The sequence below is a fragment of the Amycolatopsis vastitatis genome (genome assembly GCF_002234595.1).
In the GTDB taxonomy this organism is placed as follows: domain Bacteria; phylum Actinomycetota; class Actinomycetes; order Mycobacteriales; family Pseudonocardiaceae; genus Amycolatopsis; species Amycolatopsis vastitatis.
In genome coordinates this window covers 13,658-37,747 of sequence record NZ_NMUL01000084.1, presented here as the reverse complement: position 1 = coordinate 37,747, position 24,090 = coordinate 13,658, and the positions used below count along the sequence as shown (strand labels likewise).

Annotated in this window: 21 protein-coding genes; 14 read left to right on the top strand and 7 right to left on the bottom strand. The window is 71.7% G+C overall.

From position 1 onward, the window contains the following. The first annotated feature begins 157 nt into the window (after positions 1–157). The 3 genes from CF165_RS47985 to CF165_RS47975 all read left to right on the top strand — a co-directional run bounded on the left by CF165_RS47985 (position 158) and on the right by CF165_RS47975 (position 5,404). Positions 158–2,470 (top strand): TOMM precursor leader peptide-binding protein, encoded by a 2,313-nt coding sequence (locus tag CF165_RS47985; RefSeq protein ID WP_093954277.1) that lies wholly within the window; start codon positions 158–160, stop codon positions 2,468–2,470. 52 nt (positions 2,471–2,522) lie between these two features. Next, a complete protein-coding gene (locus CF165_RS47980) occupies positions 2,523–3,980 on the top strand; it encodes a SagB family peptide dehydrogenase (protein WP_093954276.1) in 1,458 nt (485 codons plus the stop codon). A 173-nt stretch (positions 3,981–4,153) separates the two neighbouring features. Then, positions 4,154–5,404: a sensor histidine kinase gene (locus tag CF165_RS47975; RefSeq protein WP_158226963.1), complete on the top strand. Its 1,251-nt coding sequence runs from the start codon at positions 4,154–4,156 to the stop codon at positions 5,402–5,404. Here the strand turns inward: CF165_RS47975 and CF165_RS47970 are convergent. Together CF165_RS47970 and CF165_RS47965 are read right to left on the bottom strand one after the other, a co-directional pair. Next, a complete protein-coding gene (locus tag CF165_RS47970; protein ID WP_093954274.1) occupies positions 5,346–5,951 on the bottom strand; it encodes a response regulator transcription factor in 606 nt (201 codons plus the stop codon). The genes CF165_RS47975 and CF165_RS47970 overlap by 59 nt on opposite strands. Positions 5,952–6,148: 197 nt before the next feature. Further along, the gene (locus CF165_RS47965; RefSeq protein WP_093954273.1) at positions 6,149–6,892 is read right to left on the bottom strand and encodes a helix-turn-helix domain-containing protein; all 744 of its coding nucleotides are present in this window, start codon (positions 6,890–6,892) and stop codon (positions 6,149–6,151) included. 460 nt (positions 6,893–7,352) lie between these two features. Between CF165_RS47965 and CF165_RS47960 the strand changes: the two genes are divergently transcribed. Further along, positions 7,353–7,532, top strand: coding sequence for a hypothetical protein (locus CF165_RS47960; RefSeq protein WP_093954272.1), 180 nt, complete (start codon positions 7,353–7,355; stop codon positions 7,530–7,532). Between the two features lie 210 nt (positions 7,533–7,742). Further along, on the top strand, positions 7,743–8,348 hold the full coding sequence (locus CF165_RS47955; RefSeq protein ID WP_093954271.1) for a response regulator transcription factor: 606 nt from the start codon (positions 7,743–7,745) through the stop codon (positions 8,346–8,348). Between the two features lie 9 nt (positions 8,349–8,357). On the opposite strand, the gene CF165_RS47950 is transcribed toward CF165_RS47955, so the two are convergent. Both CF165_RS47950 and CF165_RS47945 read right to left on the bottom strand, forming a co-directional pair. After that, positions 8,358–10,703, bottom strand: a complete 2,346-nt coding sequence (locus CF165_RS47950; protein WP_093954270.1) for a sensor histidine kinase — start codon at positions 10,701–10,703, stop codon at positions 8,358–8,360. Between the two features lie 132 nt (positions 10,704–10,835). Beyond that, positions 10,836–11,348 carry a DUF899 family protein gene (locus tag CF165_RS47945; RefSeq protein WP_240522184.1) on the bottom strand — a complete coding sequence of 171 codons (513 nt, stop codon included), beginning with the start codon at positions 11,346–11,348 and terminating at the stop codon, positions 10,836–10,838. Between the two features lie 147 nt (positions 11,349–11,495). On the opposite strand from CF165_RS47945, the gene CF165_RS47940 reads away from it, so the two are divergent. Next, positions 11,496–12,116, top strand: coding sequence for an L-threonylcarbamoyladenylate synthase (locus CF165_RS47940; protein ID WP_093954269.1), 621 nt, complete (start codon positions 11,496–11,498; stop codon positions 12,114–12,116). Positions 12,117–12,119: 3 nt separating this feature from the next. Here CF165_RS47940 and CF165_RS47935 read toward each other — a convergent pair whose 3' ends face one another. Then, the gene (locus CF165_RS47935) at positions 12,120–12,821 is read right to left on the bottom strand and encodes a maleylpyruvate isomerase family mycothiol-dependent enzyme (RefSeq protein WP_093954268.1); all 702 of its coding nucleotides are present in this window, start codon (positions 12,819–12,821) and stop codon (positions 12,120–12,122) included. 145 nt (positions 12,822–12,966) lie between these two features. On the opposite strand from CF165_RS47935, the gene CF165_RS47930 reads away from it, so the two are divergent. Together CF165_RS47930 and CF165_RS47925 are read left to right on the top strand one after the other, a co-directional pair. After that, positions 12,967–13,356 carry a YciI family protein gene (locus CF165_RS47930; RefSeq protein ID WP_093954267.1) on the top strand — a complete coding sequence of 130 codons (390 nt, stop codon included), beginning with the start codon at positions 12,967–12,969 and terminating at the stop codon, positions 13,354–13,356. Continuing rightward, entirely contained in the window at positions 13,353–14,594 is a 1,242-nt protein-coding gene (locus CF165_RS47925; RefSeq protein WP_093954266.1) for an RNA polymerase sigma factor, read from the top strand. The genes CF165_RS47930 and CF165_RS47925 overlap by 4 nt, the downstream gene beginning before the upstream one ends. A gap of 22 nt (positions 14,595–14,616) precedes the next feature. On the opposite strand, the gene CF165_RS47920 is transcribed toward CF165_RS47925, so the two are convergent. Next, the gene (locus CF165_RS47920; RefSeq protein WP_240522183.1) at positions 14,617–15,312 is read right to left on the bottom strand and encodes a winged helix-turn-helix transcriptional regulator; all 696 of its coding nucleotides are present in this window, start codon (positions 15,310–15,312) and stop codon (positions 14,617–14,619) included. Positions 15,313–15,358: 46 nt separating this feature from the next. Further along, positions 15,359–16,195, bottom strand: coding sequence for an AfsR/SARP family transcriptional regulator (locus CF165_RS47915; RefSeq protein WP_093954264.1), 837 nt, complete (start codon positions 16,193–16,195; stop codon positions 15,359–15,361). A gap of 505 nt (positions 16,196–16,700) precedes the next feature. Here CF165_RS47915 and CF165_RS47910 point away from each other — a divergent pair. From CF165_RS47910 to CF165_RS47885, 6 genes are all read left to right on the top strand, one after another. After that, the gene (locus tag CF165_RS47910) at positions 16,701–17,627 is read left to right on the top strand and encodes a helix-turn-helix domain-containing protein (protein ID WP_093954263.1); all 927 of its coding nucleotides are present in this window, start codon (positions 16,701–16,703) and stop codon (positions 17,625–17,627) included. 25 nt (positions 17,628–17,652) lie between these two features. Continuing rightward, positions 17,653–18,648: a DUF1702 family protein gene (locus CF165_RS47905; RefSeq protein WP_093954262.1), complete on the top strand. Its 996-nt coding sequence runs from the start codon at positions 17,653–17,655 to the stop codon at positions 18,646–18,648. A 126-nt stretch (positions 18,649–18,774) separates the two neighbouring features. Further along, a complete protein-coding gene (locus tag CF165_RS47900; RefSeq protein WP_093954261.1) occupies positions 18,775–19,737 on the top strand; it encodes a DUF1702 family protein in 963 nt (320 codons plus the stop codon). Further along, on the top strand, positions 19,734–21,707 hold the full coding sequence (locus tag CF165_RS47895; protein ID WP_093954260.1) for an FG-GAP repeat domain-containing protein: 1,974 nt from the start codon (positions 19,734–19,736) through the stop codon (positions 21,705–21,707). Before CF165_RS47900 ends, CF165_RS47895 begins: the two co-directional genes overlap by 4 nt. A gap of 4 nt (positions 21,708–21,711) precedes the next feature. Continuing rightward, the gene (locus CF165_RS47890; protein WP_093954259.1) at positions 21,712–22,704 is read left to right on the top strand and encodes an enediyne biosynthesis protein; all 993 of its coding nucleotides are present in this window, start codon (positions 21,712–21,714) and stop codon (positions 22,702–22,704) included. Then, complete coding sequence (locus CF165_RS47885; RefSeq protein ID WP_093954258.1) at positions 22,701–24,074, top strand: cytochrome P450; 1,374 nt, start codon at positions 22,701–22,703, stop codon at positions 24,072–24,074. Before CF165_RS47890 ends, CF165_RS47885 begins: the two co-directional genes overlap by 4 nt. Positions 24,075–24,090 lie beyond the last annotated feature (16 nt).

Sequence of the window (24,090 nt, the reverse complement as noted above, 5' to 3'; positions counted from 1 at the left end):
ACGGCGACCAGTGCGCCAAACCTCGGTCGCGCATGTCTTTTCCACGAAAACCCGTGTGTTTCGCATGTCCGGATCGATGTGCCGCGCACTGGCCGCAGGCCTGCGTGCCGGAGAAGAATCCGGGTTCTCCGATCGCGCGCACCGGACAGGAGTGCAGATGAGCGGATCAGCCGTGCGGCCCGTCCCGGGGCGGGGCCGTCCTGAAGAAGCACCGGCCTCGGGTACCCGCGTGCTCGCCTTCAAACGGCACCTGCGCGCCGAGGTGTCCGACGGCAACGGCGCCTACCTGTTCTCCGAACGGGGCGTCATCACCATGCGGGGGGCCCGGATCGAATCGCTCGCCCCGCTGCTGGACGGCACCCGCGAGTTCGCCGAGGTCCTCCGCGCCCGGCCGGCCGGGATGACGCCCGAAGAGGTGGCCGCGATCGTCGCCCAGCTGGTGGACGAGGGCCTCGTTTCCGTCCGCCCGGTGCCCGAACCGGCCGTCGACGAACGGGAGCTCGCCTACTGGGACGCGTGCGGTGTCGACGCCGCCCCGATGGCCTCGCGCGCCGCCGCGCCGGGGATCCGGCTGGTCGCCGTCGGCGACGACGTCGACACCGGGCCGGTCGAGCGGGCGCTGGCCGACGCCACCCTGGCGGTCGCGCCCGCCGCGACCGGGGACGCGGACCTGAGCATCGTGCTGTGCACCGACTACCTCGACCCGCGGCTGGAGGAGCTCGACGCCGAACACCGCCGGACCGGGCGGCCGTGGCTGCTGGCCCGGCCGTTCGGCGCGCAGGTGTGGATCGGGCCGGTGCTGCGGCCCGGCGAGTCGGCGTGCTGGCACTGCCTGACCAACCGGCTGTGGGGGCACCGCCACGCGGAGGCGTGCGCGCAGGAGTTACTCGGCCACGAAGGTCCCGCGCGCCGTCCGACGGCCGCGCTGCCGTCCCTTTCGGCCGCGGCGGCACACCTGGTCGTGCTCGAGGCCAGCAAGTGGCTGGCCGGCTACCGGTACCACGGCCAGCAGTGCGTGTGGGTGCTCGACACCCTGGACCTGCAGGGCACGCTGCACGAGCTGCGCCGCCGGCCGCAGTGCCCCGGCTGCGGTGACAGCACGCTGGTCGCGGCGCGCGGGGCCCGGCCGGTCCGGCTCGAACCGGCGCGCAAGACGACGTCGACCGGCGGCGGCCACCGCACCTCGACGCCGGCACAGACCCTCGAGCGATACGGGCACCTGATCAGCCCGGTCACCGGGATCGTCAAGGAGGTCCGGCGCGATCCCGGGGCCCCGCCCTACGTCAACGCCTACCGCTCCGGGCAGAACGTCGCCCGCGGCGTCACCGGGGCGGCCGGGATACGGGCCGGGCTTCGCGGCGAAAACGGGGGCAAGGGGATCACCGCGCTCGACGCCGAGGTCGGCGCGCTGTGCGAGGCGGTGGAGCGCTTTTCCGGCAACTACCAGGGTGACGAGCTGCGGATCCGGGCCTCGTTCGAGGAGCTCGGCGCCGAGGCGGTGCACCCCAACGACTGCATGCTGTTCGCCGACCGCCAGTACCGCGAGCGCGCCGCCTGGAACGCCGGGCACGGCTCGTTCCAGCACGTCCCCGTCCGGTTCGACCCGGACGCGGCCATCGACTGGACACCCGTCTGGTCGTTGTCCGGCCACCGCCGGCTCCTGCCCACGGCGTACCTGTACTACGGGGTGCCCGCCGAGTCCGGGGCGCGCGGCGTGCACGCGGACTCCAACGGGGCCGCGGCGGGCAGCAGCCTCGAGGACGCCGTCCTGCAGGGCACACTGGAACTCGTCGAGCGGGACGCCGTCGCGCTGTGGTGGTACAACCGCACCCCGGTGCCGGGCGTCGACCTCGGTTCGTTCGACGACGAGTGGCTGGCCGAGATGATCGGCCACTACGCCGGACTCGGCCGCGAGCTGTGGGTCCTGGACGTGACGTCGGACCTCGGCGTGCCGGTGTTCGCCGCGGTCTCGCGCGGCACCGGCCGGCCGCACGAGCACATCATGTTCGGGTTCGGTGCCCACCTCGACCCGCGGATCGCCGTGCGGCGCGCGGTGTCGGAGCTGAACCAGATGCTGCCGGACCTGCTGCGGCAGGGCCACGGCATCGGCGACCCGGACGCGGCGCGGTGGCTGGAGCACGCGACCGTCGCCAACCAGCCCTACCTGCGGCCGGCCGCAGGCGCGCGGACCCGCACCCCGGCCGACTTCCGGTACGTCCACCGGCCGGACGTGCGCGACGACGTCTTCGCGCTGGCCGGTGCCCTGGCGGAGGCGGGCAGCGAGTTGCTCGTGCTCGACCAGACCCGCCCCGACGTCGGCCTGCCGGTGGTCAAGGTGCTGGCTCCCGGGTTGCGGCCGTTCTGGGCCCGGTTCGCGCCGGGCAGGCTGTTCGACGTCCCGGTGCGCCTCGGCCGGGTAGCGGAGCCGGTGCCCTACGAGCGGCTCAACCCGTTCCCGATGTTCCTCTAGCACACTGCCGGGGCGCCGGTGAGCGGTTCCGTCGTCCAGCTAGGAGTTCGCGTTGGCTGCCGAGAACCCGGCAAGGCACGCCGAAACGGTGCGGTTGTGGTCGTTCACCGAGGACACCCTGCTCGAAGTGGACGACGAGGGCTCGCTCGTCGCCATCACGTGGTGGGGCGAGTACGAGTTCCGCGGCACGGCCGCCGGTGTGCCGGAGTCCCTCGCCCGGCTGGCGCTCGGCCCGGTGTCCATGGCGAACCTGGTGGCCGCGGACGGCGCGGGCGAGCAGGCCTGGCGGCGGTCGCTGCTGGCCGTGCTCGCCCGGCTGTCCGGCTCGGTCGTGCACTCCGTCGCGCTCAACGACGGCCGCGGCCCGGTGCTGTCGGCGATCCCGGTCACCCAGTCCCCGGCGTTCCGCGCCGGGCCGCTGCCCGCCGGGCGGCGGGTGCGGCTGTCGCGGTTCACCGCCCTGCGGGCCGACGGCGGTGTCCTGCTGGCCGAGACACCCGGGGCGCCGTACAAGGTGGCGCTGTTCCGCCCGCCCGCGATCCTGCTCGCCTCGTCACTCGCCGCGCCGACGACCGTCGAGCGGCTGGCCGCCGCCACCGGCGTGGCCGCACCCGTGGTCGCCGACGTGGTGGAGTTCCTGGTCGCCGCCGGGGTCGTGCTGCTCGCCGACGCCCAGGACCGCTTCACCGAATACGGCGGTCCGGACACGGCGCCCTGGTCGCACGAGGACCTGATGTTCCACGCCCGCAGCCGGACCTGGCAGATGCCGTCGTCGCGCGAGGTCGACGACGGCCCGCCCGGCCCGGAACCGCCGATGGTCAAACCGGGCTCGGGTGGGCCGGCCTTCCCGCTGTACCGGCCCGAGCCGGCCGCGCTGGCCGGCCGCGATCCGACGCTGAGCGCGCTGCTGGAGACCGACCACGCCTGCCCGGTCGTCAGCGACCGGGGCCTGTCGGCCCGGCAGATCGGCGAATTCCTGTTCCGCGCCGCGCGGGTGCGCTCGATCGGCCCGGCCGGGCTGCCCGGCGGCCGTTCGCACGACGCGACCCAGCGGCCGTACTTCAGCGTGGCCTGCCTGTACGAGCTCGAAATCTACGTCGGCGTCAACCGTTGCGCGGGCCTCGCTCGCGGCATCTACCACTACGACCCGCTCTGGCACACCCTCACCCTGGTCAACGACGACACCGCCGTCCTGGACGGCCTGCTGGACATGGCGATGGTCGCGGCGGGCGGCCACCGCCGCCCGCCGGCCCTGCTGACCATGACCGCGCGGATGTCCCGGGTCGCCTGGGCGCTCGGCGGCGCGGCCTACGCGACGACCCTGCTGCACCTCGGCGCGCTCCAGCAGGTGTTCTACCTGGTGGCCAAGGCGATGGGCCTGGCGGCGCACGCCGTGCCCGCGGACTCCGGCGACCGCGTCGACCGGGCGCTCAAGCTGGCGTGGCCGGCCGAGGTCAGCGTCGGCGAATGCGTGCTCGACTTCCCTCCTGACGGCGCGAATTCGACCTGACGCACGTGGTCCGGCTGTTACCCTGCCTTCGGAGCACGGCGCTTTGAGGGCACGCCCTTTGAGGGCACGCCCTTTTCAGGGCACGGCGCTTTCTGGGGAGGCGGTGCATGATCGCTGACGCGAGGCTGCGCGAAACAAGATTCCGGTCGCGGCATCCGGTGACGTCAGGCAAAGTGGTGCCTCCCGCTCCCGGCGCCACCGCGGACGGGCTGCCGGGTGGCGGCTTCCCGGCGCGCCTGATCTTCGTCGTCCACAGCGCCCTCTGCCTCGGCATCGGCGTCCTCAGGGTGCTCGAGCCGCTGCGAGAGGCCCGATCGTGGCTGTCGGCCTTCGCGGCGTGCGGCTACGCGGCAGCGCTGGTCGCGGTGCACCTGGCCGGGTTCTGCTACGGCCCCGCCCGGTTCCGCGTACCCGCCTTGGCGGCGCAAGCCCTCCTCGGCGTGCTGCCGGTGCTGCAGCTGGGGGCCGCGTGGAGCCCGCTGGGCTGCTTCTTCGCGGGGAGTGTGCTGCTCGCGGCGAGGCCGGTGGTGTCCGTGCCGGTCCTCGCGCTCGTGTCGGCCGGGGCCGGCCTCCTGGTGGCGGGAGTGGGGACACCGGTGGTGTCGGTCGTCGACGGCGTCGATGGCGCGTTGCTCACGGCGGTGGGGGCAGGAGCCGTGTTCGGCCTCGCGTGGTTCAGCGGGCTGGCCGCTCGATACGAGGTGGGCGCGCGCAAGCTGACCTCGCGCGCGATCGCCGAGGAGCGCCTGCGGTTCTCCCAGGACACCCACGACCTGCTGGGGCTGAGCCTGTCCGCCATCACCCTCAAGATCGAGCTGATCCGCCGGCTCGTCGACACCGAGCCGGACCGGGCCAAGACCGAACTCGCCGAGCTCGTGACGATCTCGCGCAAAGCTCTCGCCGACGTGCGCTCGATCGCGGCCGGGAGCCGGCGGTTTTCGCTGGCGGAGGAACGCCGGGCGGCGGCGGCGGTGCTGGAGACCGCCGGCGTGAGCGTGCACATCGGCCACCGGCTGCCCGCCCACCTGCCCGAGCCGGTGGCCACGATGTTCGCCACGATGCTGCGGGAAGGCGCCACCAACGTCGTGCGGCACAGCAAGGCGACGTGGTGCGAACTCACCGTGGGGGTGACCAGGGGCGAGGCGTGGCTGCGCATCACCAACGACGGCGTCGTGCCGGGGGAGGAGCCGGACGACGACGAGGAGCACGGTGCCGGCTTGCGGAACCTGGAGGACCGGGTCGGCGCGCTCGGCGGCACCCTCACCGTCGGGCCCGGGCCCGACGGGACACACGTGCTGCGCGCCGCCGTGCCGCTTCAGCCGTTCCTGCCGCCCCGGCGGGGCGCGCGCCTGGTCCCGAAGCGGCTCAGAGCCATTCGGCTTCGGTGGCGATCCGGATGGCGTGCACGCGGTTCCGGGCGTTGAGCTTCGTGACCGACGCCGCCAGGTAGTTGCGCACCGTGCCCGGGGACAGGAACAGGTCCGCGGCGATGTCGGCGACGTTGCGCCCGCGCGCGGCGAGCGCGAGGATCTCCAGCTCCCGGGGCGTGAGCGGGCAGTCGTCGGCCTCCCAGGCCGACAGCGCGAGCTCGCTGTCGATGACCCGCCTGCCGACCGCGACGGAGCGCACCGCGTTGGCGAGCTTGTCCGACGGCGCGTCCTTGAGCAGGAACCCGTTCACCTTCGCGTCGAGCGCGCGGCGGACCGTGCCCGGCCGGCCGAGGCTGGTGAGGATCAGCGTGTGGCACTCGGGAACGTGCTCGTGGAGCTCGGTCGCCGCGGTCAGCCCGTCCTTGCCCGGCAGGTCGATGTCGATGACGGCGACGTCGGGCCGGGCGGACCGGGCGGCGGGCAGGATTTCGTCACCGGAATCCACTTCCGCCACCACCTCGATGTCGGACTCGAGGTTCAGGAGAGCAACGAGCGCGCCGCGGACCATGTCCATGTCTTCGGCCAGCAGAACCTTTATCACGTTGTGTTCCTCGCATCCCCCAGCCGAGCCAATTCCCCGCGGGAATTGTACGCCACCGTCCGGGCCTGCCGGAGGAATCACCCGACCGTGAGCGGCTTCGCCCCGGGACGGTATTTCTGCCGTCCCGGGGCGAAGCCGCTCGGTTTTGCCTTTCGTCGCGGGCCAAACCCGCGTTCGCCGCGCCGGAAGCGCCCGGCTCAGACCGCGACCGCCCGGCGGGCCGGGGCCGGCCACAGTTCGGGCAGGGCCAGCAGCACCGGCGGGTCGAAGCGGTGGCGCGGCCGCAGCCGCACGTCGGCCAGGTGCGCCGTGACCTCCCGGTGCACCGTGACTGGTCCGGACAACCCGGTCAGCGCCCGGGGACCGCGGTCGTCGAACACGCCGTACGCGCAGGCGATGACGTACCAAGAACCCACCGGCACGCTGGTCAGCGCGTAGTGGCCGTCACCAGGGACGACCGCGTACCGGGCCGGCGCGCCTTCGGCGATCCGCGCCGGGAACAGCCCGACGAACACCGGCCCCCGCTGCAGGACCGGCGGGAACCACAGCCGGCCGCGCACGCCGGCCGCGGACTCCGGCTGCCCGGTGCGCTCGGGGAGCCGGTCGGGCAGCCCGCAGTGCTGCCGGTAGCCCGTCGGGGAAAGGCCGACGCTGCCGCTGAAGCGGGCGCTGAACGTCCCGACGCTGTTGTAGCCGACCTGGTGGCTGATGTCCGCGACGGAGGTCGCCGTCGTGGCGAGCAGCCGCTTCGCCTCGGCCACCCGCAGCGCCGAAAGGAAGCGGCCGGGGGACAACCCGGTCGCCCGCAGGAAGATCCGGGTGAAGTGGAACTTGCTGAACATCGCGGCGCGCGCGAGATCGTCGATGGTGAGGCGTTCGCCCAGGTTGCCCTGCATGGTCTCGATGGCGCGTGCCACGGCCTGCCGCACGATGTCGTCCATGGTGGCCGTCCCTCCGCTGGCCGGGTGCCTGCCGGGGGGTGTTCCCTGTGAACAGGCCGGCGATGGCAGATTGGGTATGCCGAAAACTCTAGGACCGGAGGCGTCTACTTCTTAAGTGCTCATCGGCACTTGTCGGGAATGGCTTTCGCGGGTGCCGGGCATGCGTTTTGCATACGGCCGCCGTCGCGGTGTTCGATCAGCCGGTGAGCGGGTATCCGCGCAGCGGAAGCCGGCTGAACGGCGCCGCGGCGGTCGTGTGACCGATCGCGCAGCGTCGCGTGATCGGTGCGCTCAGTCGAGCGTCGATCGCTTTTGATGGACCGTTCGGCCTAACACACTAACCTGTGCGGCTTAGCAGGAAAGCATGACGGCCCGATGACACGGACACTGGCTGATCACCCCCCGCTCAGCGGAATAATTGTGGACGGAAACAGTTCCGCCACACACTGGGGAGTACGCCATGAGTTCTCAGATAACCGCCGAAGTCCGGGCCCTCTTCGACGGTCTCGGTATCGATATCCGAAATGTCGACTCCGGCCTCGTCATCGACCGCTTCGAACTGTGGGGTCGCGAGTCGGCCGCGGGGAAGACGCCGATGCGCGGGACCATCTGCCGGATGGACGGCCTGGAAGCCGCCTGACCGTGAGTGGTGGCCAGGCCGATCGCCGGCACGGGAAAAATTCTCGACACCACTACGTCGGGTAGCTGTCCGATCGCAAGAAGACATTTTCGATCCGCGCACGCCCGCATTGCGCGGGTGGTGCGCGGGTATTGCCGGTTCATCGCCAAGCGGTCGCTCGCCCGGAATGTTTAACTGTGCCTCTGGGGAATGCACGATCGCGGAGGCACCATGATCAGAGTGCTCGTTGCGGAGGACATGCACATTGTACGGGGCGCTCTGGTGGCACTGCTGCGTCTCGAGCCCGACATCGAGGTCGTCGCCGAGGTGGCGTCGGGGCTGGAAATCCTTCCGACGGCCCGCCGGACGGCGGCCGACGTCGCGGTGATCGACATCGACCTGCCCGGCAAGGACGGGCTGACCGCGGCCGGCGAGCTTCACGAACAGCTGCCGGGGTGCCGCACGCTGATCCTGACCAGCCTCGGCCGTCCGGGGACGCTGCGCCGCGCGCTGGACGCCAAGGTGGGCGGGTTCCTGCTCAAGGACGCGCCGCCGGAGCGCCTGGCCCACGCGATCCGCGGGGTCGTCGCCGGCCGCCGCATGGTCGACGGCGACCTCGCGCTCGCCGCCTGGGACAGCGTGGACTGCCCGCTGACCGGTCGCGAGCTGGACGTGCTCCGCATGACGGCACAGGGCTACGGGACGGTCGAGATCGCGGCCCGGCTCTACCTCTCGGCGGGCACGGTCCGCAACTACCTCACGGCGGTCGTCTCGAAGCTCAACGCCCGCAACCGGGTGGACGCCATCCGCATCGCGCAGGAGTCCGGCTGGGTCTGAGAAGCCTGCTCAGGCCGGGATGACCGCGCGCAGGCGGAACCGGCCGTCGGGGCCCACCCCGGCCGTCAGCTCGCCGCCGAGGTCGGTCACCCGGTGTGACAGGTTGCCGATGCCGCTGCCCGGCGGCCGCCGGCGCGGCGCGGGGCCGTCGCCGGGCGCGGTCGTGACGTGCCCGGGGCCGTCCACGCCGTCGTTGACGATCTCCAGGCTGACCCCGCCGTCGACGCGGCGCATCGCGATGTCGCAGCTTTCGACCTGGCTGTGCCGGAGGACGTTCGTCACCCCTTCGCGCAGCACCACGGCCAGCACGGTGCGCACGGACGAGGGCAGGTCCTCGGACAGCAGCGTCTCCATGCGGACCCGGACGTCGGCCGCGGCGAGCACCGACTGCACTGTGCGGGACTCGTTCTCCAGGGACAGTTCGCGGTAGCCGCTGGCGACCGACCGCACGTCCGACAGCGCCTGGCGGGTCAGGCCGAGGATCTCGGTCAGCTCGGTCGCCGCGCGGTCGCGGTCGATGGCGAGGATCCGGGAGGTCAGCTCGCTCTTCAGCGCGATCGCCGAAAGGCTCATCCCGAGCAGGTCGTGCAGGTCGCGGGCGAAGCGCAGCCGTTCCTCGGCGATGGCCATCCCGGCCAGCCGCCGGCGGGTGTGGTCCAGCTCGGTCACCAGCCGGACCAGCCACAGCAGGCCGAACACGGCCAGCCCGGTCATCACCGTGGCCGCCGTGAAGAACACCAGGTTCGCGTCGGTGGCCCCGGCCCGGTTTTCGATCCACGCGTACACGGCGGTGTTCAGGGCGAAGAAGCTCCAGCCGGCCACCGGCGGGAGCACCAGCAGGGCCGTGCCGATCAGCAGGCCGGGGACGCTCACCCAATCCTGCTTCAGCGGCAGCAGCGGCAGATAGGTCAGGCAGGCCTGGACCAGCAGCATCCCGTAGGTCTGGGCGGAGCGCAGCGGTGTCGCCGGCCGGTTGAAGTAGGAGAACTGCAGGGCCAGCAGGGCCACCACCGAGCCGATCACGAGGGCGACCCGCCACGCCTCCGTGGTCAGCCGGAGCGCGTGCAGGGTCGCGCCGACGCCCATCAGCGACATGGTCGCCGGCAGCAGCCAGCGGATCAGCGTCGACTGCGGCCGGTCGGGCTCGTCGCGGCCGGTCACCGGCCCCTCCAGCCGGGTGGGCACCGGGAGCTCGACGCGCAGGACGAACCGGCCGCCGGGACCGGCTTCGGCGGTCGCCGTGCCCCCGAGCGCGGCCACCTCGTCGGGCAGCTTCGTGAGCCGGCTGCCCGGCTCGAGCCCCGCCTCGCCCGCCGCGACGCCGTCGTTGGCGATCTGCAGCGTGACCTTGTCGTCGTGCTGGACGATGTCGATCTCGCAGTGTTCGACGTCGCTGTAGCGGAGGACGTTGGTCACGCCCTCGCGCAGCACCTTGGCCAGCAGGGTTCGCGCCTGGACCGGCAGGTCGCCCGAGTCGAGGTGCACCTGGACGGCGATCTCCGAGGCGGCCAGCAGCGACTCGGCGGTCCGGGACTCCTTCTCCAGCGACAGCTCGCGGTACTCACGGGAGACGGCCCGGACGTCGGAGAGCGTGCGCTGCGCGGTGGCGGTCATCTCGTCCAGCTCGGCCTTGGCCAGATCCGGCGACTTCCGCAGCAGGTGGTGCACGAGCTCGCCCTTGAGCGCGATGGCGGACAAGCTGAGCCCGAGCAGGTCGTGCAGGTCGCGGGCGAACACCAGCCGCTGCTCGGCGACCGCCCGCCGGGCGAGCTCGGTGCGTGCCCGGTGCAGTTCGTCGACCATCCGCGCCAGCCGGGCCAGCTGGTAGAAGACCAGGCAGTAGAAGATCGAGGCGAAGGTGTTGTAGAGCGTGCTCATCGGGTTGCCGTCGTAAATGGTGTACGTCCAGGCGATGCTGACGCACACCGCGGCGAACGCGGGCCAGGCGTAGCGGGACGGCAGTACCAGCAGGACCGCGCCGCCGACGAAGTCCGGCATGTCGGCCCACAGCAGGCCGAAGGTCGGGAGCGGCACGTAGGCAAGCAGCACCAGGGCGCCGAGGAGGACCTTGCTGGTCGTCGAATCCATCCTGGACGACGGGCGGCTGAACCAGAGCAGCTGGATCGCCAGCAGCCCGGTGACGCCGACGATCCCGTAGGCGGCGTGGAAGAAGTCGACGGAGGCCGGCAGGAGGTTGGCGAGCCCCACGACGCCGAACCCGGCGACCACCACGACGATGATGCCGCCGGACAGGAACGCCGCCAGCCGCGGCCGCCGGTCGACCTTCGTGGTGCCCCGGGGCTCCGCGGTGACGGAGAGCGCCGCCGTGGGGTCGAGACTGGCTCCCGGTGACATCGGCGATCCTCCGGCGGGTCGGCGAAGCACAGGTCCGCACCGGCCGGGCTGGGCTCCCTGCACGCTGACCGGCCGATGCTATCTCATGGGAGCCCGCGGGACCCGGGTTCGCGCACCGGCGGGCGCGCGGGGTCAGCGCACGCGCAAGTGGCCGGTCACGCCCGCGAGGCCGAGGAAATCCAGGTACGGCACGGCGACCGAGCCGAGGTGCCGCACGAATCCCCCGTCCATGCGGAAGAAGCTCAATCCGGGCGCGTCTTCCCGGTCGTCGCAGCCGGACCCGTCGAGGTACCGCGTCGCCGGGAAGTCCGAGCCGAACGCCGTGCCCACGGCGGAGTACGCCGGCAGATCCCAGCCGAAGTGGACTCCGTACTGCTCGAGCTTCGCGTACGGGGCGTGGGAAACCAGCACCAGGCGCGTGCCGGCGGCGTGCATGGCCGCGGAGAGCTCACCGGGAGTCACGGTGGCACCGGGACGGCTGCGGTCGGGCAGCGGGTGGTGCACGGCGAGCCGCCGGTGCCCGCCGAACAGCCCGGCCAGGTCCACCCCACCCGCGGGCCCGGTGAAGCGGTAGGCCTCCGCCGGTACGGCGCGGGGCCGGGGCAGCGGCGGGCGGGTGGCCTCGGGCAGCGCCAGTCCGGTCACGGTCCCCTCCTCGGTGCGCAGGTGCGTTGCCCGGATTATGCGGTCGTGACCGGGGCGCCGTCACCGTCCGGGGCGGCTTCGAGCAAACTGGAAGACGCGCGCGGGGTCACCGGGCGTCCCGGTGGGCCGGGGCCTAGGCTCGCGGTCATGGCCAGGTACTTCGACGTCCACCCGGACAACCCCCAGCGGCGCGCCGTCGGCCAGATCGCGGAGCTGGTGCGCGGGGACGGCCTGATCGCCTACCCGACGGACTCCTGCTACGCGCTGGGCTGCCGGCTCGACAACCCGCAGGGGCTGGACCGGATCCGGGCGATCCGCCGGCTCGACCGGCGCCACCACTTCACCCTGGTCTGCGAGGACTTCGCGCAGCTCGGGCAGTTCGTCCACGTCGACAACGCGGTGTTCCGCGCGATCAAGGCGGCCACCCCGGGCAGCTACACGTTCATCCTGCCGGCGACCAAGGAGGTGCCGCGGCGGCTGATGCACGAGAAGAAGAAGACCGTGGGCGTGCGCATCCCGCAGCACGTCGTCACCCAGGCGCTGCTCGCGGAGCTCGGCGAGCCGCTGGTGTCGAGCACGCTGCTCCTGCCGGACGTGGCCGAGCCGCTCACCCAGGGCTGGGAGATCAAGGAGGAGCTCGACCACGTCCTCGACGCGGTCGTCGACTCCGGCGACTGCGGTGTCGAGCCGACCACGGTGGTGGACTTCTCGTCGGGGGAACCGGAGATCGTCCGCCGCGGCGCCGGGGACCCGGACCGCTTCGCGTGACCTTCAGTCCTCATCGGATGTCCAAAGTGGATTTCGGTGGGCCGGCGCCAGTTCCGCCCAGCGGGTGGCTTCGCCCGCGGTGGTGAGGGCCAGCCCGGCGAGCGGGCGGCGGCCGGTGAACAGCAGGCAGAAGTCTTCGGCGGGACCTGTCACGCGGTCCGCCGCGCCGGCCGGGCCGAACTCCCACCGCGTGCCCGACGGCGCCGTGAGCTCGAAGCGGAACGGTGCCGCGGGCGGGGTGCCGCCGCACCCGGTGTAGGCGTCGTCGCGGGTACGGACGCCGTAGTAGGCGACGTGGCCGACGCTGTCGTTGCGGGGCAGGCGGACGCCGAGGACGTCGGCGATGTCCTGGCCGCGGGCGAACACCGCGGTGAGCAGGGCGGCGGCGAGCACCGGCGGCCGCACCGGCCCGCCCGGCCACGCGATGTCCGACGTCGCGGTGGCCAGCAGTTCGGCCGCCTTCCGATGCTCCGAACGCCAGCCGAGGACGGCGTCCCCGAGCAGGCCCGAGGCGGTGATGCCCGGCGCGGAGGCGCTTTCCTCGCCCTCGACGCTCAGCACGACGCGGCGGGCCACGACCGTGAGCTCGGCGAGGTGGCCGGTGATCACCCGGGCGGCGGGCAGCAGCACCTTCCCCTCGTGCTCGCGCACGAGTTCCGCGAGGGTGTCCGCCTCGGTGCCGAGATCGGCGTGCACGTCCTGCATGGGTGCCCTCCCGACGATGATCGAATGCCGAAGCTTCGATGCTGCCGCCGCGGCGTGCCCGCCGACCACTCGCAGCTTGCGCTGCCGGATCGGCTATGTTCGGGCCTCCAGGGGTTGCCGAACGCGCGGGGAGCCGGAAAAAAAGATGAAGTACCTCTTGGCGATGCACATGAACCCGGAAGTCTGGGACGGCCTGTCCGAGCAGGCCAAGGACGAGGTGATGAGCGGGCACGGCGAATTCATCCGCCGCATCCGCGAGTCGGGGGAGATGATCAGCACCCAGGCGCTCGGCGCGCCGTCCGAGAGCGCCGTGGTGCGGGTGAAGGACGGGATGCCGGCGATCACCGACGGCCCGTTCGTCGAGTCGAAGGAGTTCCTCGCGGGCTACTACCTCGTCGAGTGCGCGAGCCCCGAGCGGGCGTACGAGGTGGCCGCGATGATCCCGGACGCGAAGATCGACGGGCTCGGCATCGAAGTCCGCCCCGTGGTGTTCTTCGCCGACGCGGAGACCGAATCCGAGTTCACCGGCGGGTGACCGGCCCGGCGGACGTCGGTGAGCTGCTCCGGCCCCTGGTGCCGCGGGTGCTCGGTGTCCTCGTGCGCCGCCACGGCCAGTTCGACGCGTGTGAGGACGCGGTCCAGGAGGCCTTGCTCGCCGCTTCCGAGCAGTGGCCCGGCGAAGGCGTGCCCGCGAACCCGCACGGCTGGCTCGTCGCCGTCGCGGGGCGGCGGCTCACCGACCACTGGCGCAGCGAAAGCGCGCGCCGCCGCCGGGAAGCGTCCGTCGCGGCGCGGGAACCCGCGGACGCCGGCGCGGTGGCCGGCCCGGGGGAGGAGCGGCCGCCCGAGGACGACGACACGCTGACACTGCTGTTCCTGTGCTGCCATCCGGCGGTTTCGCCGCCCTCGCAGGTGGCGCTCACCCTCCGCGCGGTGGGCGGCCTGACCACCGCCCAGGTCGCCAAGGCGTTCCTCGTCCCGGAAGCGACGATGACCCGGCGCATCACGCGCGCCAAGGAAAGCATCGCCGCCGCCGGCTCGACGTTCCGGGACCCGGCGCCGCCGGATTACGCCGAACGGCTGTCGGTCGTGCTCCAGGTGCTCTACCTGATCTTCAACGAGGGGTACACCGCGACCTCCGGCACCGACCTCCGGGTGCCCGGGCTGGCGCACGAGGCCATCCGGCTGACCCGGGCGGTGCACGCGCTGCGCCCGGACGACGGCGAGGTGGCCGGGCTGCTCGCGCTCATGCTCCTCACCGACGCCCGCCGCGACGCCCGCACCGGCGTGGACGGGACCCTGGTGCCGCTGGCCGAGCAGGACCGCGGCCGCTGGGACCGCGCGATGATCGCCGAAGGCGCCGCGCTGATCGGCCGGGTGCTGGGGCGCGGCCCGGTCGGGGCGTACCAGGTCCAGGCGGCGATCGCGGCGCTGCACGACGCGGCGCCGAGCGCCGAAAGCACCGACTGGGTGCAGATCGCGCAGCTCTACGAGGTGCTGCAGGAGCTCGCGCCCAGCCCCGTGGTGACGCTGAACCAGTCGATCGCGGTCGCCATGGCCGAGGGCCCGGCCCGCGGACTGGAACTGCTGGACTCCATCGCCGAGGACGGCCGGATGAAGCAGAGCCACCGCTTCGACGCCGTTCGCGCGCACCTGCTGGAGCAGGCCGGGCAGCACGAAGCCGCCCGTGAGCACTACCGCCGCGCGGCGCAGCGGACGGCGAGCCTGCCCGAGCGGCGCTACCTCGAGGAGCGCGCCGAGCGTCTCGGCTGAGCCTCCACGGCCCACCCCCCGGTCAGTGGAGGACGACGCCCGTTTGGGGTTCCGGCGCGCTCGTCAGCCGGAACAGGCGGGCGAACAGCTCCAGGTCACCGAGATCACCCTCGATCGAGAGGCCGCCGGAGCGCACCGCTTCCGCCGGGCTCGCCTGGCCGCTGATCACGTCCAGCAGCGCCGGGCTCCGGCCGCAGCGGATGACCAGGTCGGCGTTCGGGTGGTGGCCTTCGGACACCTCGAGCGCGCCGTCGTCGACCGTGACGCGCACGACCAGCTCGCCGCTGTACCGGATTTCGTAGGTGACCTGGACGCCGGCCGCGTCGTCGCTCCGGAACGTCGTGTAGAGCGAGAGGATCGCCGCGTCCAGGGTGAAGACGTCGTCCGCGGCGGGGTGGCTGAGCGACCGCGCGCCCCACAGGCCGAGGTCGAGCAGGACCCGGTCGAGCTCGCTCCCGTAGTCAGTGAGCTCGTACACCAGGCCGGCGTCGAGGTCGGGGCGGACGCGGCGGCGGACCACCCCGGCGGCCTCCAGCTCGTTGAGCCGGGCGGAAAGGATGCTCGGCGGGATCCTGGGCAGGCCCGCCTTCAGCTCGGGGTAGCGCTTCGGGCCGAGGACGAGGTCGCGCACGACGAGCAGGGCCCACCGTTCGCCGACGAGCTCCATCGCACGGGCAAGTCCGCAGAACTGGCCGTAGGTTCGGGTGGGCGGGGCCATCGGTCCTCACTTCGGGCGTGTGGCAGGTCGGTCCGGCCGGCGAGGATCAGTGGTGGTCGCCCTCGGAGATGAGGTCGCGGTGCAGCAGCTGCAGGTCGGCGCACGGCTCGACGCCGAGCTCTTCGCTCAGCCGCTTCCGCAGCGTGCGGTAGACGACCATCGCGTCCGACCGCCGGCCGCTGCGGCCCAGTACCCGCATGAGCTGGCCGTGCAGTGCTTCGTCGAGCGGGTTGCCCGCCGTGAGCGAACGCAGCTCCCCGATCAGCTCGCGGTGGTGCCCGGTGGCGATCTCGGCCTCGAAGAGCATGTGCATCGTGGTGCGCCGCTGCTCCAGCAGCTCGACCGTGTACGGCAGGAGCATCGGTCCCGAAGGGACATTCGCCAGCGGCGGCCCGGTCCACACGTCGAGCGCCGAGCGGAACCGCTCCACGGCCGCGGCGTGCCGGTCCTGGCGCAGCAGCTCCTGCCCCTCCTGCTGCAGCTGCCCGAAGCGGAAGACGTCGACCTGGGCCGGGTCGATCCGGAAGACGTACCCGGGTGCCTTGGTGACCAGCATCGAGTCGAGACCGTCGTCGAGGCCGTGCTCCTCGATGCACCGGCGCAGGTGGTAGACGTAGGTGTGCATGGTGGTTCGCATGGTGCGCGGTGGTTTGTTGCCCCACAGCTCCTGGGCGATCGCGTCGCCGTGCACCATCTTGCCGGGCCGCAGGACCAGCAGGGCCAGCAGCTGAAGGAGCTTCGGAGTGGTCGGGGCGTAGTCGACGCCGTCGCGCACCACGGCGAGCGGGCCGAGGACGGTGAACCGGACGTCGCTGCCGAGTGGTTGCTCGGGCCGGTCCGGCACCACGGCCAGATCGTCCGATAGGTTTTTCGCGGAGTACATGCCGGGCGCCTCCAGTGTTCCCGCTGCGATTTCTCGAGCTCCCCAGTGAAGCCGTGTGGGCCGGATTGCCGGCCCTGAGCCTGTCCGTTTTCGACAGTGACAGACGCGGCGGTACCGCAGCCAGTGAACCGTCCACCAGAGTCGAGCTGTGTTTCTCCGGGCGGTCCCGTGCGCGCCGCACGTCCTGAGCCGGGCGCCCCGCACGCCCGGCGAACCGGTGTCCCGGGGTAAAACCGCAGGTCCCGATCTTCCCGTCGGCGGCGGGAAAGCCGGATGTGGCCGCTCTCACTCGCCGCGTGCACCGGTCGGCCGCACTGTCACATTCGTCGCGCACACAACGGGTGTGCATTCCGCACATCCGCGCCCGGGACGTCCGCACCGGCGCCGTCCGGGGGGCGCGGCACCCTCTTTCGGCCCTCCATCGGAGGTCCACTGGCCCGCGAGACGCGGCGACTTACCTGGCGGCGAGGGAAATTGACGTCGGTAGGAATTCGAGGTTGGACTGATGATCTTACGATCGGTTGCGTCCGTGAGTTCCGGCGGGACCGAGCCGTCGGCAGGTGTGGAGCGAGGCGGTTGGGAGGCGGAACCGGCCAGGGGCAAGGCGGTTCAGCCGGCCGTGCTCCGCGCGATCGAACTGATCCTCGAGCGGTACTTCGAGCCGATCACGTTGTCGGCCCTGGCTTCCGAGGTGTACGTGAGCCCGTTCCACTTCTCCCGGATCTTCGCCAAGGCGACCGGGGTGACACCGGGCCGGTTCCTCACCGCGGTGAGGCTGTTCGAAGCGAAGCGGCTCCTCCTGAGCACGTCGCTCACGGTGTCGGACATCGTCTGCAGTGTCGGGTACAGCAGCGTGGGTACGTTCACCAGCCGGTTCCTGCGCTCGGTCGGGATGACCCCGACCGAGTACCGGGAGCCGGAAGTCGGCGAACTGCTGGTGGCGCACTCCGCGCACTTCCGGCGGCTGCCGTCGCTGCGGTCCCTGCGCGAGGCCGGCAGCACGCGGCCGTCGCTGCCGCCCGGCGGCGGGCGGCTGACTGTGCGGCTGAGGATGCCGCAGGACGCCGCGCCGGCCAACGTGCTCGTCGGCGTGTTCGCCGACGCCGTGCCGCAGAGCGGGCCCGTGGCCTTCGGCGGCGTGGCGGACGCGCTGTCGACCGACCTGACCATCGACAGCGTGCCCGAAGGCACCTGGACGGTGATCGCGGTGGCCGACCACGGTGCCGTGCGCGGCGTGCCGGCCGGCCCGGCCTTCACCATCGCGTCGTCGCTGGCGACCGTGACGGAGTTCGAACCGTCCGAAACCACGCTGCGGCTGCACCCGCCGTCCCTGACCGATCCGCCGGTCGCCATCACCCTGGCTTCGCGCCAGACACCCGCCGGGCAGCGGATGGTGCCCGCCCAGCGGTCGCACCTGCGTGCCGTCGCCTGAGAACCCCGACGAACGAAGGATTCCGATGTCGACTTTCCTGGGTGTCCTGCGCAAACGCGTGCTGGCGCCGTCACTGGCCTCCGTCGGCTTCGCCGAACGCGGCTTCCCGGTCACGCACACCGACGCGACGGCCCGGCTGGAGGCGGTCCCGCAGGCGGTGGTGTGCGGGTTCGAGTGGGCCGTCGAAGGGGCTTCGCTTTGGGAGATCGAGCGCCGTCTCGCGCTCGTCGAGCCGGAGCAGCGCGGGTTCGCCTACGAGGGCGCGACGATGGGCTACGCCATTCTCGACGCCATGCCGGGCGGTGGTCACGACCGCACCCGCGCCCTGCTGGAAGGGCCGGGGCGCCCGCACATCTTCCTGACCTACATCGGCATCGGCTTCGCGATGGCGCGGCTGCCGCGTCCACTGTGGAAGAACATCCTGCCCGAGCTGACCGGCGTGGCCTACCACCCCGTGATGAGCTGGCTGGCCGTCGACGGCTACGGCTTCGACCGCGCCTACTTCGACACGGAGAAGTGGGTCGGCGAGCAGGCCGAACCGGTGCCCTACCCGTGGGCGGGACGTCCCGGGTACTTCGGCCGGGCGTTCGACCAGGGCGTGGGCCGCGCGCTGTGGTTCATCCACGGCGGGAACCCGGACGCCGTGGCCGCCGCGGCCGGGCGCTTCGCCGAACACCGCCGGACCGACCTGTGGAGCGGGATCGGGCTCGCCGCGACGTTCGCCGGGGGAACCGACCAGCGCGGGCTGGCCCGGCTGCGCCGGGCGGCCGGGGAGTACTTCGACGAGCTGGCGCTCGGTGTGGTGTTCGCGGTGAAGGCGCGGACGTACTCGGGTCACGTCCCCACCCACACCCACCTCGCGGCCGGTGTGCTCACCGACCTGTCCGTGCAGGGCGCTCAGGACCTCGCCGACCGCACCGAGCGGGCCGACGGCGACGACGGGCCGCAGCCGCCCTACGAGCTGTGGCGGGAACGTATCCGGGCCGAGTTCCGCCCGGCCGCCGGTCTGCGCGCGAGCTGAAAGTGATCGCACGCAACCGTGGAGTAGACCGCCGGCCCGTGAATCTGTGAACGTAGCAATGAAGAGCTGAACCAAACCTTATTCGACCCGAAGGGGGAGAGTGCGTTGGGCAATGGTTGGCGCGCGTTGAGGCGGCGCATCCTGACACCGGACATCTCGGAGACATCGCTGGTCAAGCGCGGTTTCCACCGGAAGAGCCCGGCCGCTCAAGAACTGCTCGAGACGGTCGGGGAAAAGTTCCTCCTCGGCTACGCGCACGCGGTCGAAGCCCGCTCGGCCGAGCAGGCAGGAGAATGGCTGGACCGCATTCCGCCGCAGTTCCGCGGCTTCGCCTACGAAGGCGCGGGAATGGGTTACGGCGTGCTCGACGGGCTGCCGTTCGGCAAGAGCACGAACATCGCCGAATTCCTGACCGGACCGGGCGAAAAGCACGACTACATCATCTACGTCGGGGTCGGCTGGGCGATGGCGCGCATCCCGCGGTTCGCCTGGCCGAAGGCGGCCGCCTTCGACCCGCTGCTGCGCTGGCTCGTCCTCGACGGCTACGGCTTCCATCAGGCGTACTTCAAGACGGACTCCTACGTCCGCGAGCAGTACCAGGAGCAGGGCTTCCCCTGGCCGGACAAGCGGTACGACGGCTACGCGCTGCGGGCCATCGACCAGGGCATCGGCCGGGCGCTGTGGTTCGTCTGCGGCACCGACGTCTCGCTGGTGGCCAAGACGATCGAAGAGTTTCCCGAGTCGCGCCACGGCGACCTCTACGCCGGTGTGGGGCTGGCCTCGACCTACGCGTGCGGGGTCCAGGCCGCCGAGCTCGAGGAGCTGGTCGACCGGGCCGGGATCCACCACGGGCAGCTGGCGCAGGGGAGCGCGTTCGCCGCCGAAGCCCGGGTGCGCGCGGGCCTGCTGCTCCCGGAGACCGAGGTCGCCACCCGCGCGATCTGCGGTCTGCCCGCCGAGCGGGCCGCCGCGATCACGCAGGAGGTCCGCCCGGCCGTCGTCGTCGACGGCGACGACGTCCCGGCCTTCGAAACCTGGCGGCAGCGGATCGCCGAAGAAGTGCTGACCCACGGAGGGAAGAAGAAATGACCGCGACCTTCGGCTGGCTGCGCAAGCAGCTGGCGGGCATCGTGGCGCTGGTGCTGATCCTCGGCCTGTTCCTGGTCGCGCGGTTGCCCAGCGTCTCCGCCGCCGAGCAGGACTCGATGGCGAGCAAGTTCCACTTCACCCCGATGACGATCGCGTTGCCCGCGGCGAAGAAGTCGCAGTCGATCCGGACGGTGAACAAGCAGTACAAGGACATCGCCGCGTGGATCTCCTCGGTCGGTGCCGCGATCGCGCTCAACGACATCAGCGGCAGCGGCAAGGCCGACGACCTCTGCCTGGTCGACCCGCGCAGCGACCAGGTCGTCATCACGCCGGCGCCGGACTCGGGCCCGCGTTACGCCCCCTTCGCGCTCGACCCCGCGCCGGCGCTGCCGACGTGGGACTACATGGCGCCGATGGGCTGCGTCCCCGGTGACTTCAACGAAGACGGCCGGACCGACGTGCTCGCCTACTACTGGGGCCGCACCCCGGTCCTGTTCCTGCAGAAGGCCACCGCGACGAAGTTCGACGCCTCGGCGTTCCAGCCCACCGAGCTGGTGCCGGGCGACCACCGCGGCCCGGACGGCAAGTACAGCGGTCCGATGTGGAACACCGACTCCGTCACCACCGGTGACTTCGACGGCGACGGCCACACCGACATCTTCGTCGGCAACTACTTCCCGGACAGCAAGGTCCTCGACCCGAACGCCGACGGCGGCATCACGATGAACCAGTCGATGTCGCACGCGAAGAACTCGGGCGCCAAGTACATCTTCCGCTGGACCGGTGCCACCGCGGGCGCGAACCCGAGCGCCCGGTACGCCGACGCCTCCCAGGGCATCCCGGAAAGCGCGCGTTCGGGCTGGACGCTGGCCTCCAGTGCGACCGACGTCGACGGCGACAGCCTGCCGGAGCTCTACATCGCCAACGACTTCGGGCACGATCACATGCTGTACAACAAGTCCACACCGGGGCACGTGAACTTCGGCGAGGTCACCGGGGTCCGCGGCGTCACGGATCCGAAGTCGAAAGTGCTCGGCAACGACTCGTTCAAGGGGATGGGCGTCGACTTCGGCGACCTGAACCACGACGGCCTCTACGACCTGTTCGTCAGCAACATCACCACGTCGTGGGGTATCGAAGAGTCGAACTTCCAGTTCATGAACACCGCGAAGAACGCCGAGGACCTGCGCAAGCAGCTGCACGACGGGGTCGCGCCGTTCCACGACGACAGCGCCGAGAACGGCACGGCGTGGTCCGGCTGGGGCTGGGACGTCAAGATCGAGGACTTCAACAACAGCGGTGAGAACCAGATCGCGCAGGCGACCGGGTTCGTCAAGGGCCAGGTCAACCGCTGGCCGAACCTGCAGGAGCTGGCCACGGCCAACGACGGCCTGCTGTCCAACCCGTTCTGGTGGCCGAACGCGCGCGCCGGTGACGACATCGCCGGCGACCAGACCCTGCACTTCTTCGCGAAGAGCGCGGACGGCCGGTACACCGACCTCGCGCCCCAGCTGGGGCTGGCGGTGCCGGTGCCCACCCGCGGTATCGCCGTCGGCGACACCGACGGTGACGGCCTGCCCGAGTTCGCGGTGGCGCGGCAGTGGGAGGAACCGATCTTCTACCACAACGACAGCCCGAACCCCGGAAAGTACCTGCAGCTGAAGCTCACCACCGACGCCCCGGTGGCACCCGGCCCGCTGCCCGCGGCCGGCCCGCCCGCGATCGGCGCCCAGGCCACGGTCACGACCTCCGACGGCAAGAAGTACCTCGGCCGGGTCGACGGCAGCAGCGGGGAGGCCGGCCGCCGCAGCTTCGACGTCCAGATCGGCCTCGGGCAGGACGTCGAGGGCCCGCTCGACGTGCACCTGCAGTGGCGGGACCGGTCCGGGCAGCTGCGGACGCAGGACCTGAAGCTGCAACCCGGCTGCCACTCCTACCAGCTCGGCACCACGGCGAAGGAAGCGATGTGACGTCATGACCACCCCGACTCTGACCAAAGTGGACAGTGCGCCACCGAAGCGGACGAACAAGGTCGTCACCGCGCTGCGCCGGTTCGCCATCTCCATCACGATCTTCAACATCCTGGGCTACACCGTGCTCGGCTTCGAGCAGCCGTGGCTGTACCCGTTCCTCGCGCTGGCGACCGCGTACGCCACGGAGATCACGCTCGAGACCATCAACGCCCGGGTCACCCACCGCGAGGTGCGGTTCCGGGGCAACGGGTTCAGGGGCCTCGTGGAGTTCCTGTTCCCGGCGCACATCACCGGGCTCGCGCTCAACATGCTCACCTACGTCAACGACCGCTGGCAGGTCATGGTCTTCGGCGTGGTGGTCGCGGTCGGCGCGAAGTGGGTGCTGCAGGCGCCGGTGTACGGCCGGATGCGGCACTACATGAACCCGTCGAACTTCGGCATCGCGGTCATCCTGCTGGTCTTCCCGTGGGCCAGCATCGCCCCGCCGTACCACTTCAGCGAGAAGGTGGACACCTGGGTCGGCTGGCTGATCGTCGGCATCATCCTGTTCTCGGGCACGATGCTCAACGCGATGCTCACCGGCCGGATGTTCCTGGTCGCGGGCTGGCTGATCTTCTTCGTGGTCCAGGCCGTCCTTCGCGGTGTCATCTGGGGCACCGCCATCCCCGGCGCGCTGGGGATGGCCACCGGGATCGCGTTCGTGCTCTACACGAACTACATGGTCACCGACCCGGGCACGTCGCCGTCGAAGCCGGTTTCGCAGTTCGCGTTCGGAGCCGGGGTCGGGCTCGCGTACGGCTTCTTCACCGCCGTGCACGTGGCTTACGGGCTGTTCCTGGCGACCGCGACCGTGTGCCTGATCCGCGGGGCCTTCCTGTGGGCCCTGCACTTCTCGAACAAGGCGCGGATCAAGTTCGAAGCCGACCAGGCCGCGCAGAAGGCCAAGCTCGAACTCGCCCCGCCCGCCGACGACGAGAAGCCTGTCGCGGCATGACCGGCCCCTCGCACGAAGCCCGGGCGGCGCGCACCGCGCCGCCCGGGCCGCCGCGCCGGGCGACCATCCGGTTGCTGAAGCAGCTGTTCACCGACCGGCTCGCCCTCATGGGCGACAACGCCGAGGACTACGGCGACGTCGTCCGCATCGCCATCGGGCCGAAGGCGATGTACCTCGTCAACCACCCGGACCTGGCCAAGCACGTCCTGGCCGACAACGCCGCCAACTACCACAAGGGCATCGGCCTGCAGGAAGCCCGCCGCGCTCTCGGCGACGGCCTGCTCACCAGCGACGGCGAGACCTGGCGACGGCAGCGCCGGACCATCCAGCCGGTGTTCCGGCCCAAGCGGATCGCGCGCCAGGCCGCCGTGGTGGCGTCCGAAGTGGACAGTCTGGTGCGCCGGCTGGCCGCGCACGACGGGCCCGTCGAGATCCTGCACGAGATGACCGGGCTGACGCTCGGCGTGCTGGGCAAGACGCTCCTCGACGCCGAACTCGGCGGCTACGACACCCTGGGCCACTCGTTCGAGGCCGTGCAGGACCAGGCCATGTTCGAGGCGGTCACGCTGAGCATGGTCCCGCAGTGGGTGCCGCTGAAGAAGCAGCTGCACTTCCGGGCCGCGCGCGACGACCTGCGCCGGATCGCCGACGAGCTCGTCGAGCGACGGCTCGCGAAGCCGGTCGAAAACGGCGAAGACGTGTTGTCGCGGCTGATCGCTTCCGGTTCCGGGGACGGCGCCTCGCGCGAACGCATGCGCGACGAGCTGATCACGCTGCTGCTGGCCGGGCACGAGACCACGGCGAGCACCCTCGGCTGGGCGTTCCACCTGGTCGACGAGCACCCGGAGGTCGGCGAGCGGCTGCACGCCGAGGCCGTGGCGGTGCTCGGCGACCGGCTGCCCGGGCACGACGACCTGCGGAAGCTGACGTACACGGCGTCGGTCGTCGAAGAGGTCATGCGGCTGTACCCGCCGGTGTGGCTGCTGCCCCGGGTCGCGCAGGCCGACGACGAGATCGGCGGGTACCACGTGCCGGCCGGGTCCGACGTCGTCGTCGTGCCCTACACGCTGCACCGGCACCCGGAGTTCTGGACCGACCCCGAGCGCTTCGACCCGGGCCGGTTCACCGCGGCCGAGCGGCCGGCGCGCTACGCCTACATTCCGTTCGGCGCCGGGCCGAGGTTCTGCATCGGCAACAGCCTCGGGGTGATGGAGGCGGTGTTCGTGCTCGCGATGGTGGCCCGCGACCTGCGGCTGCGCAAGCTGCCCGGCTACCGCGTCGAGCCCGAAGCCATGCTCTCGCTGCGGGTGCGCGGCGGGTTGCCGATGACCGTGCACGAGCGGACGGCGGAACTGCGCCGGGCCGCTTGACGTCCACCGCAACTGC

Bases quoted from the DNA above. Each gene is read 5' to 3' on its own strand.
- CF165_RS47985 (WP_093954277.1), top strand. From the start codon at position 158: ATGAGCGGATCAGCCGTGCGGCCCGTCCCGGGGCGGGGCCGTCCTGAA.
- CF165_RS47965 (WP_093954273.1), bottom strand. From the start codon at position 6,892: ATGGACGACATCGTGCGGCAGGCCGTGGCACGCGCCATCGAGACCATG.
- CF165_RS47960 (WP_093954272.1), top strand. From the start codon at position 7,353: ATGAGTTCTCAGATAACCGCCGAAGTCCGGGCCCTCTTCGACGGTCTC.
- CF165_RS47955 (WP_093954271.1), top strand. From the start codon at position 7,743: ATGATCAGAGTGCTCGTTGCGGAGGACATGCACATTGTACGGGGCGCT.
- CF165_RS47950 (WP_093954270.1), bottom strand. From the start codon at position 10,703: ATGTCACCGGGAGCCAGTCTCGACCCCACGGCGGCGCTCTCCGTCACC.
- CF165_RS47940 (WP_093954269.1), top strand. From the start codon at position 11,496: ATGGCCAGGTACTTCGACGTCCACCCGGACAACCCCCAGCGGCGCGCC.
- CF165_RS47935 (WP_093954268.1), bottom strand. From the start codon at position 12,821: ATGCAGGACGTGCACGCCGATCTCGGCACCGAGGCGGACACCCTCGCG.
- CF165_RS47930 (WP_093954267.1), top strand. From the start codon at position 12,967: ATGAAGTACCTCTTGGCGATGCACATGAACCCGGAAGTCTGGGACGGC.
- CF165_RS47920 (WP_240522183.1), bottom strand. From the start codon at position 15,312: ATGGCCCCGCCCACCCGAACCTACGGCCAGTTCTGCGGACTTGCCCGT.
- CF165_RS47915 (WP_093954264.1), bottom strand. From the start codon at position 16,195: ATGTACTCCGCGAAAAACCTATCGGACGATCTGGCCGTGGTGCCGGAC.
- CF165_RS47910 (WP_093954263.1), top strand. From the start codon at position 16,701: ATGATCTTACGATCGGTTGCGTCCGTGAGTTCCGGCGGGACCGAGCCG.
- CF165_RS47905 (WP_093954262.1), top strand. From the start codon at position 17,653: ATGTCGACTTTCCTGGGTGTCCTGCGCAAACGCGTGCTGGCGCCGTCA.
- CF165_RS47895 (WP_093954260.1), top strand. From the start codon at position 19,734: ATGACCGCGACCTTCGGCTGGCTGCGCAAGCAGCTGGCGGGCATCGTG.
- CF165_RS47890 (WP_093954259.1), top strand. From the start codon at position 21,712: ATGACCACCCCGACTCTGACCAAAGTGGACAGTGCGCCACCGAAGCGG.
- CF165_RS47885 (WP_093954258.1), top strand. From the start codon at position 22,701: ATGACCGGCCCCTCGCACGAAGCCCGGGCGGCGCGCACCGCGCCGCCC.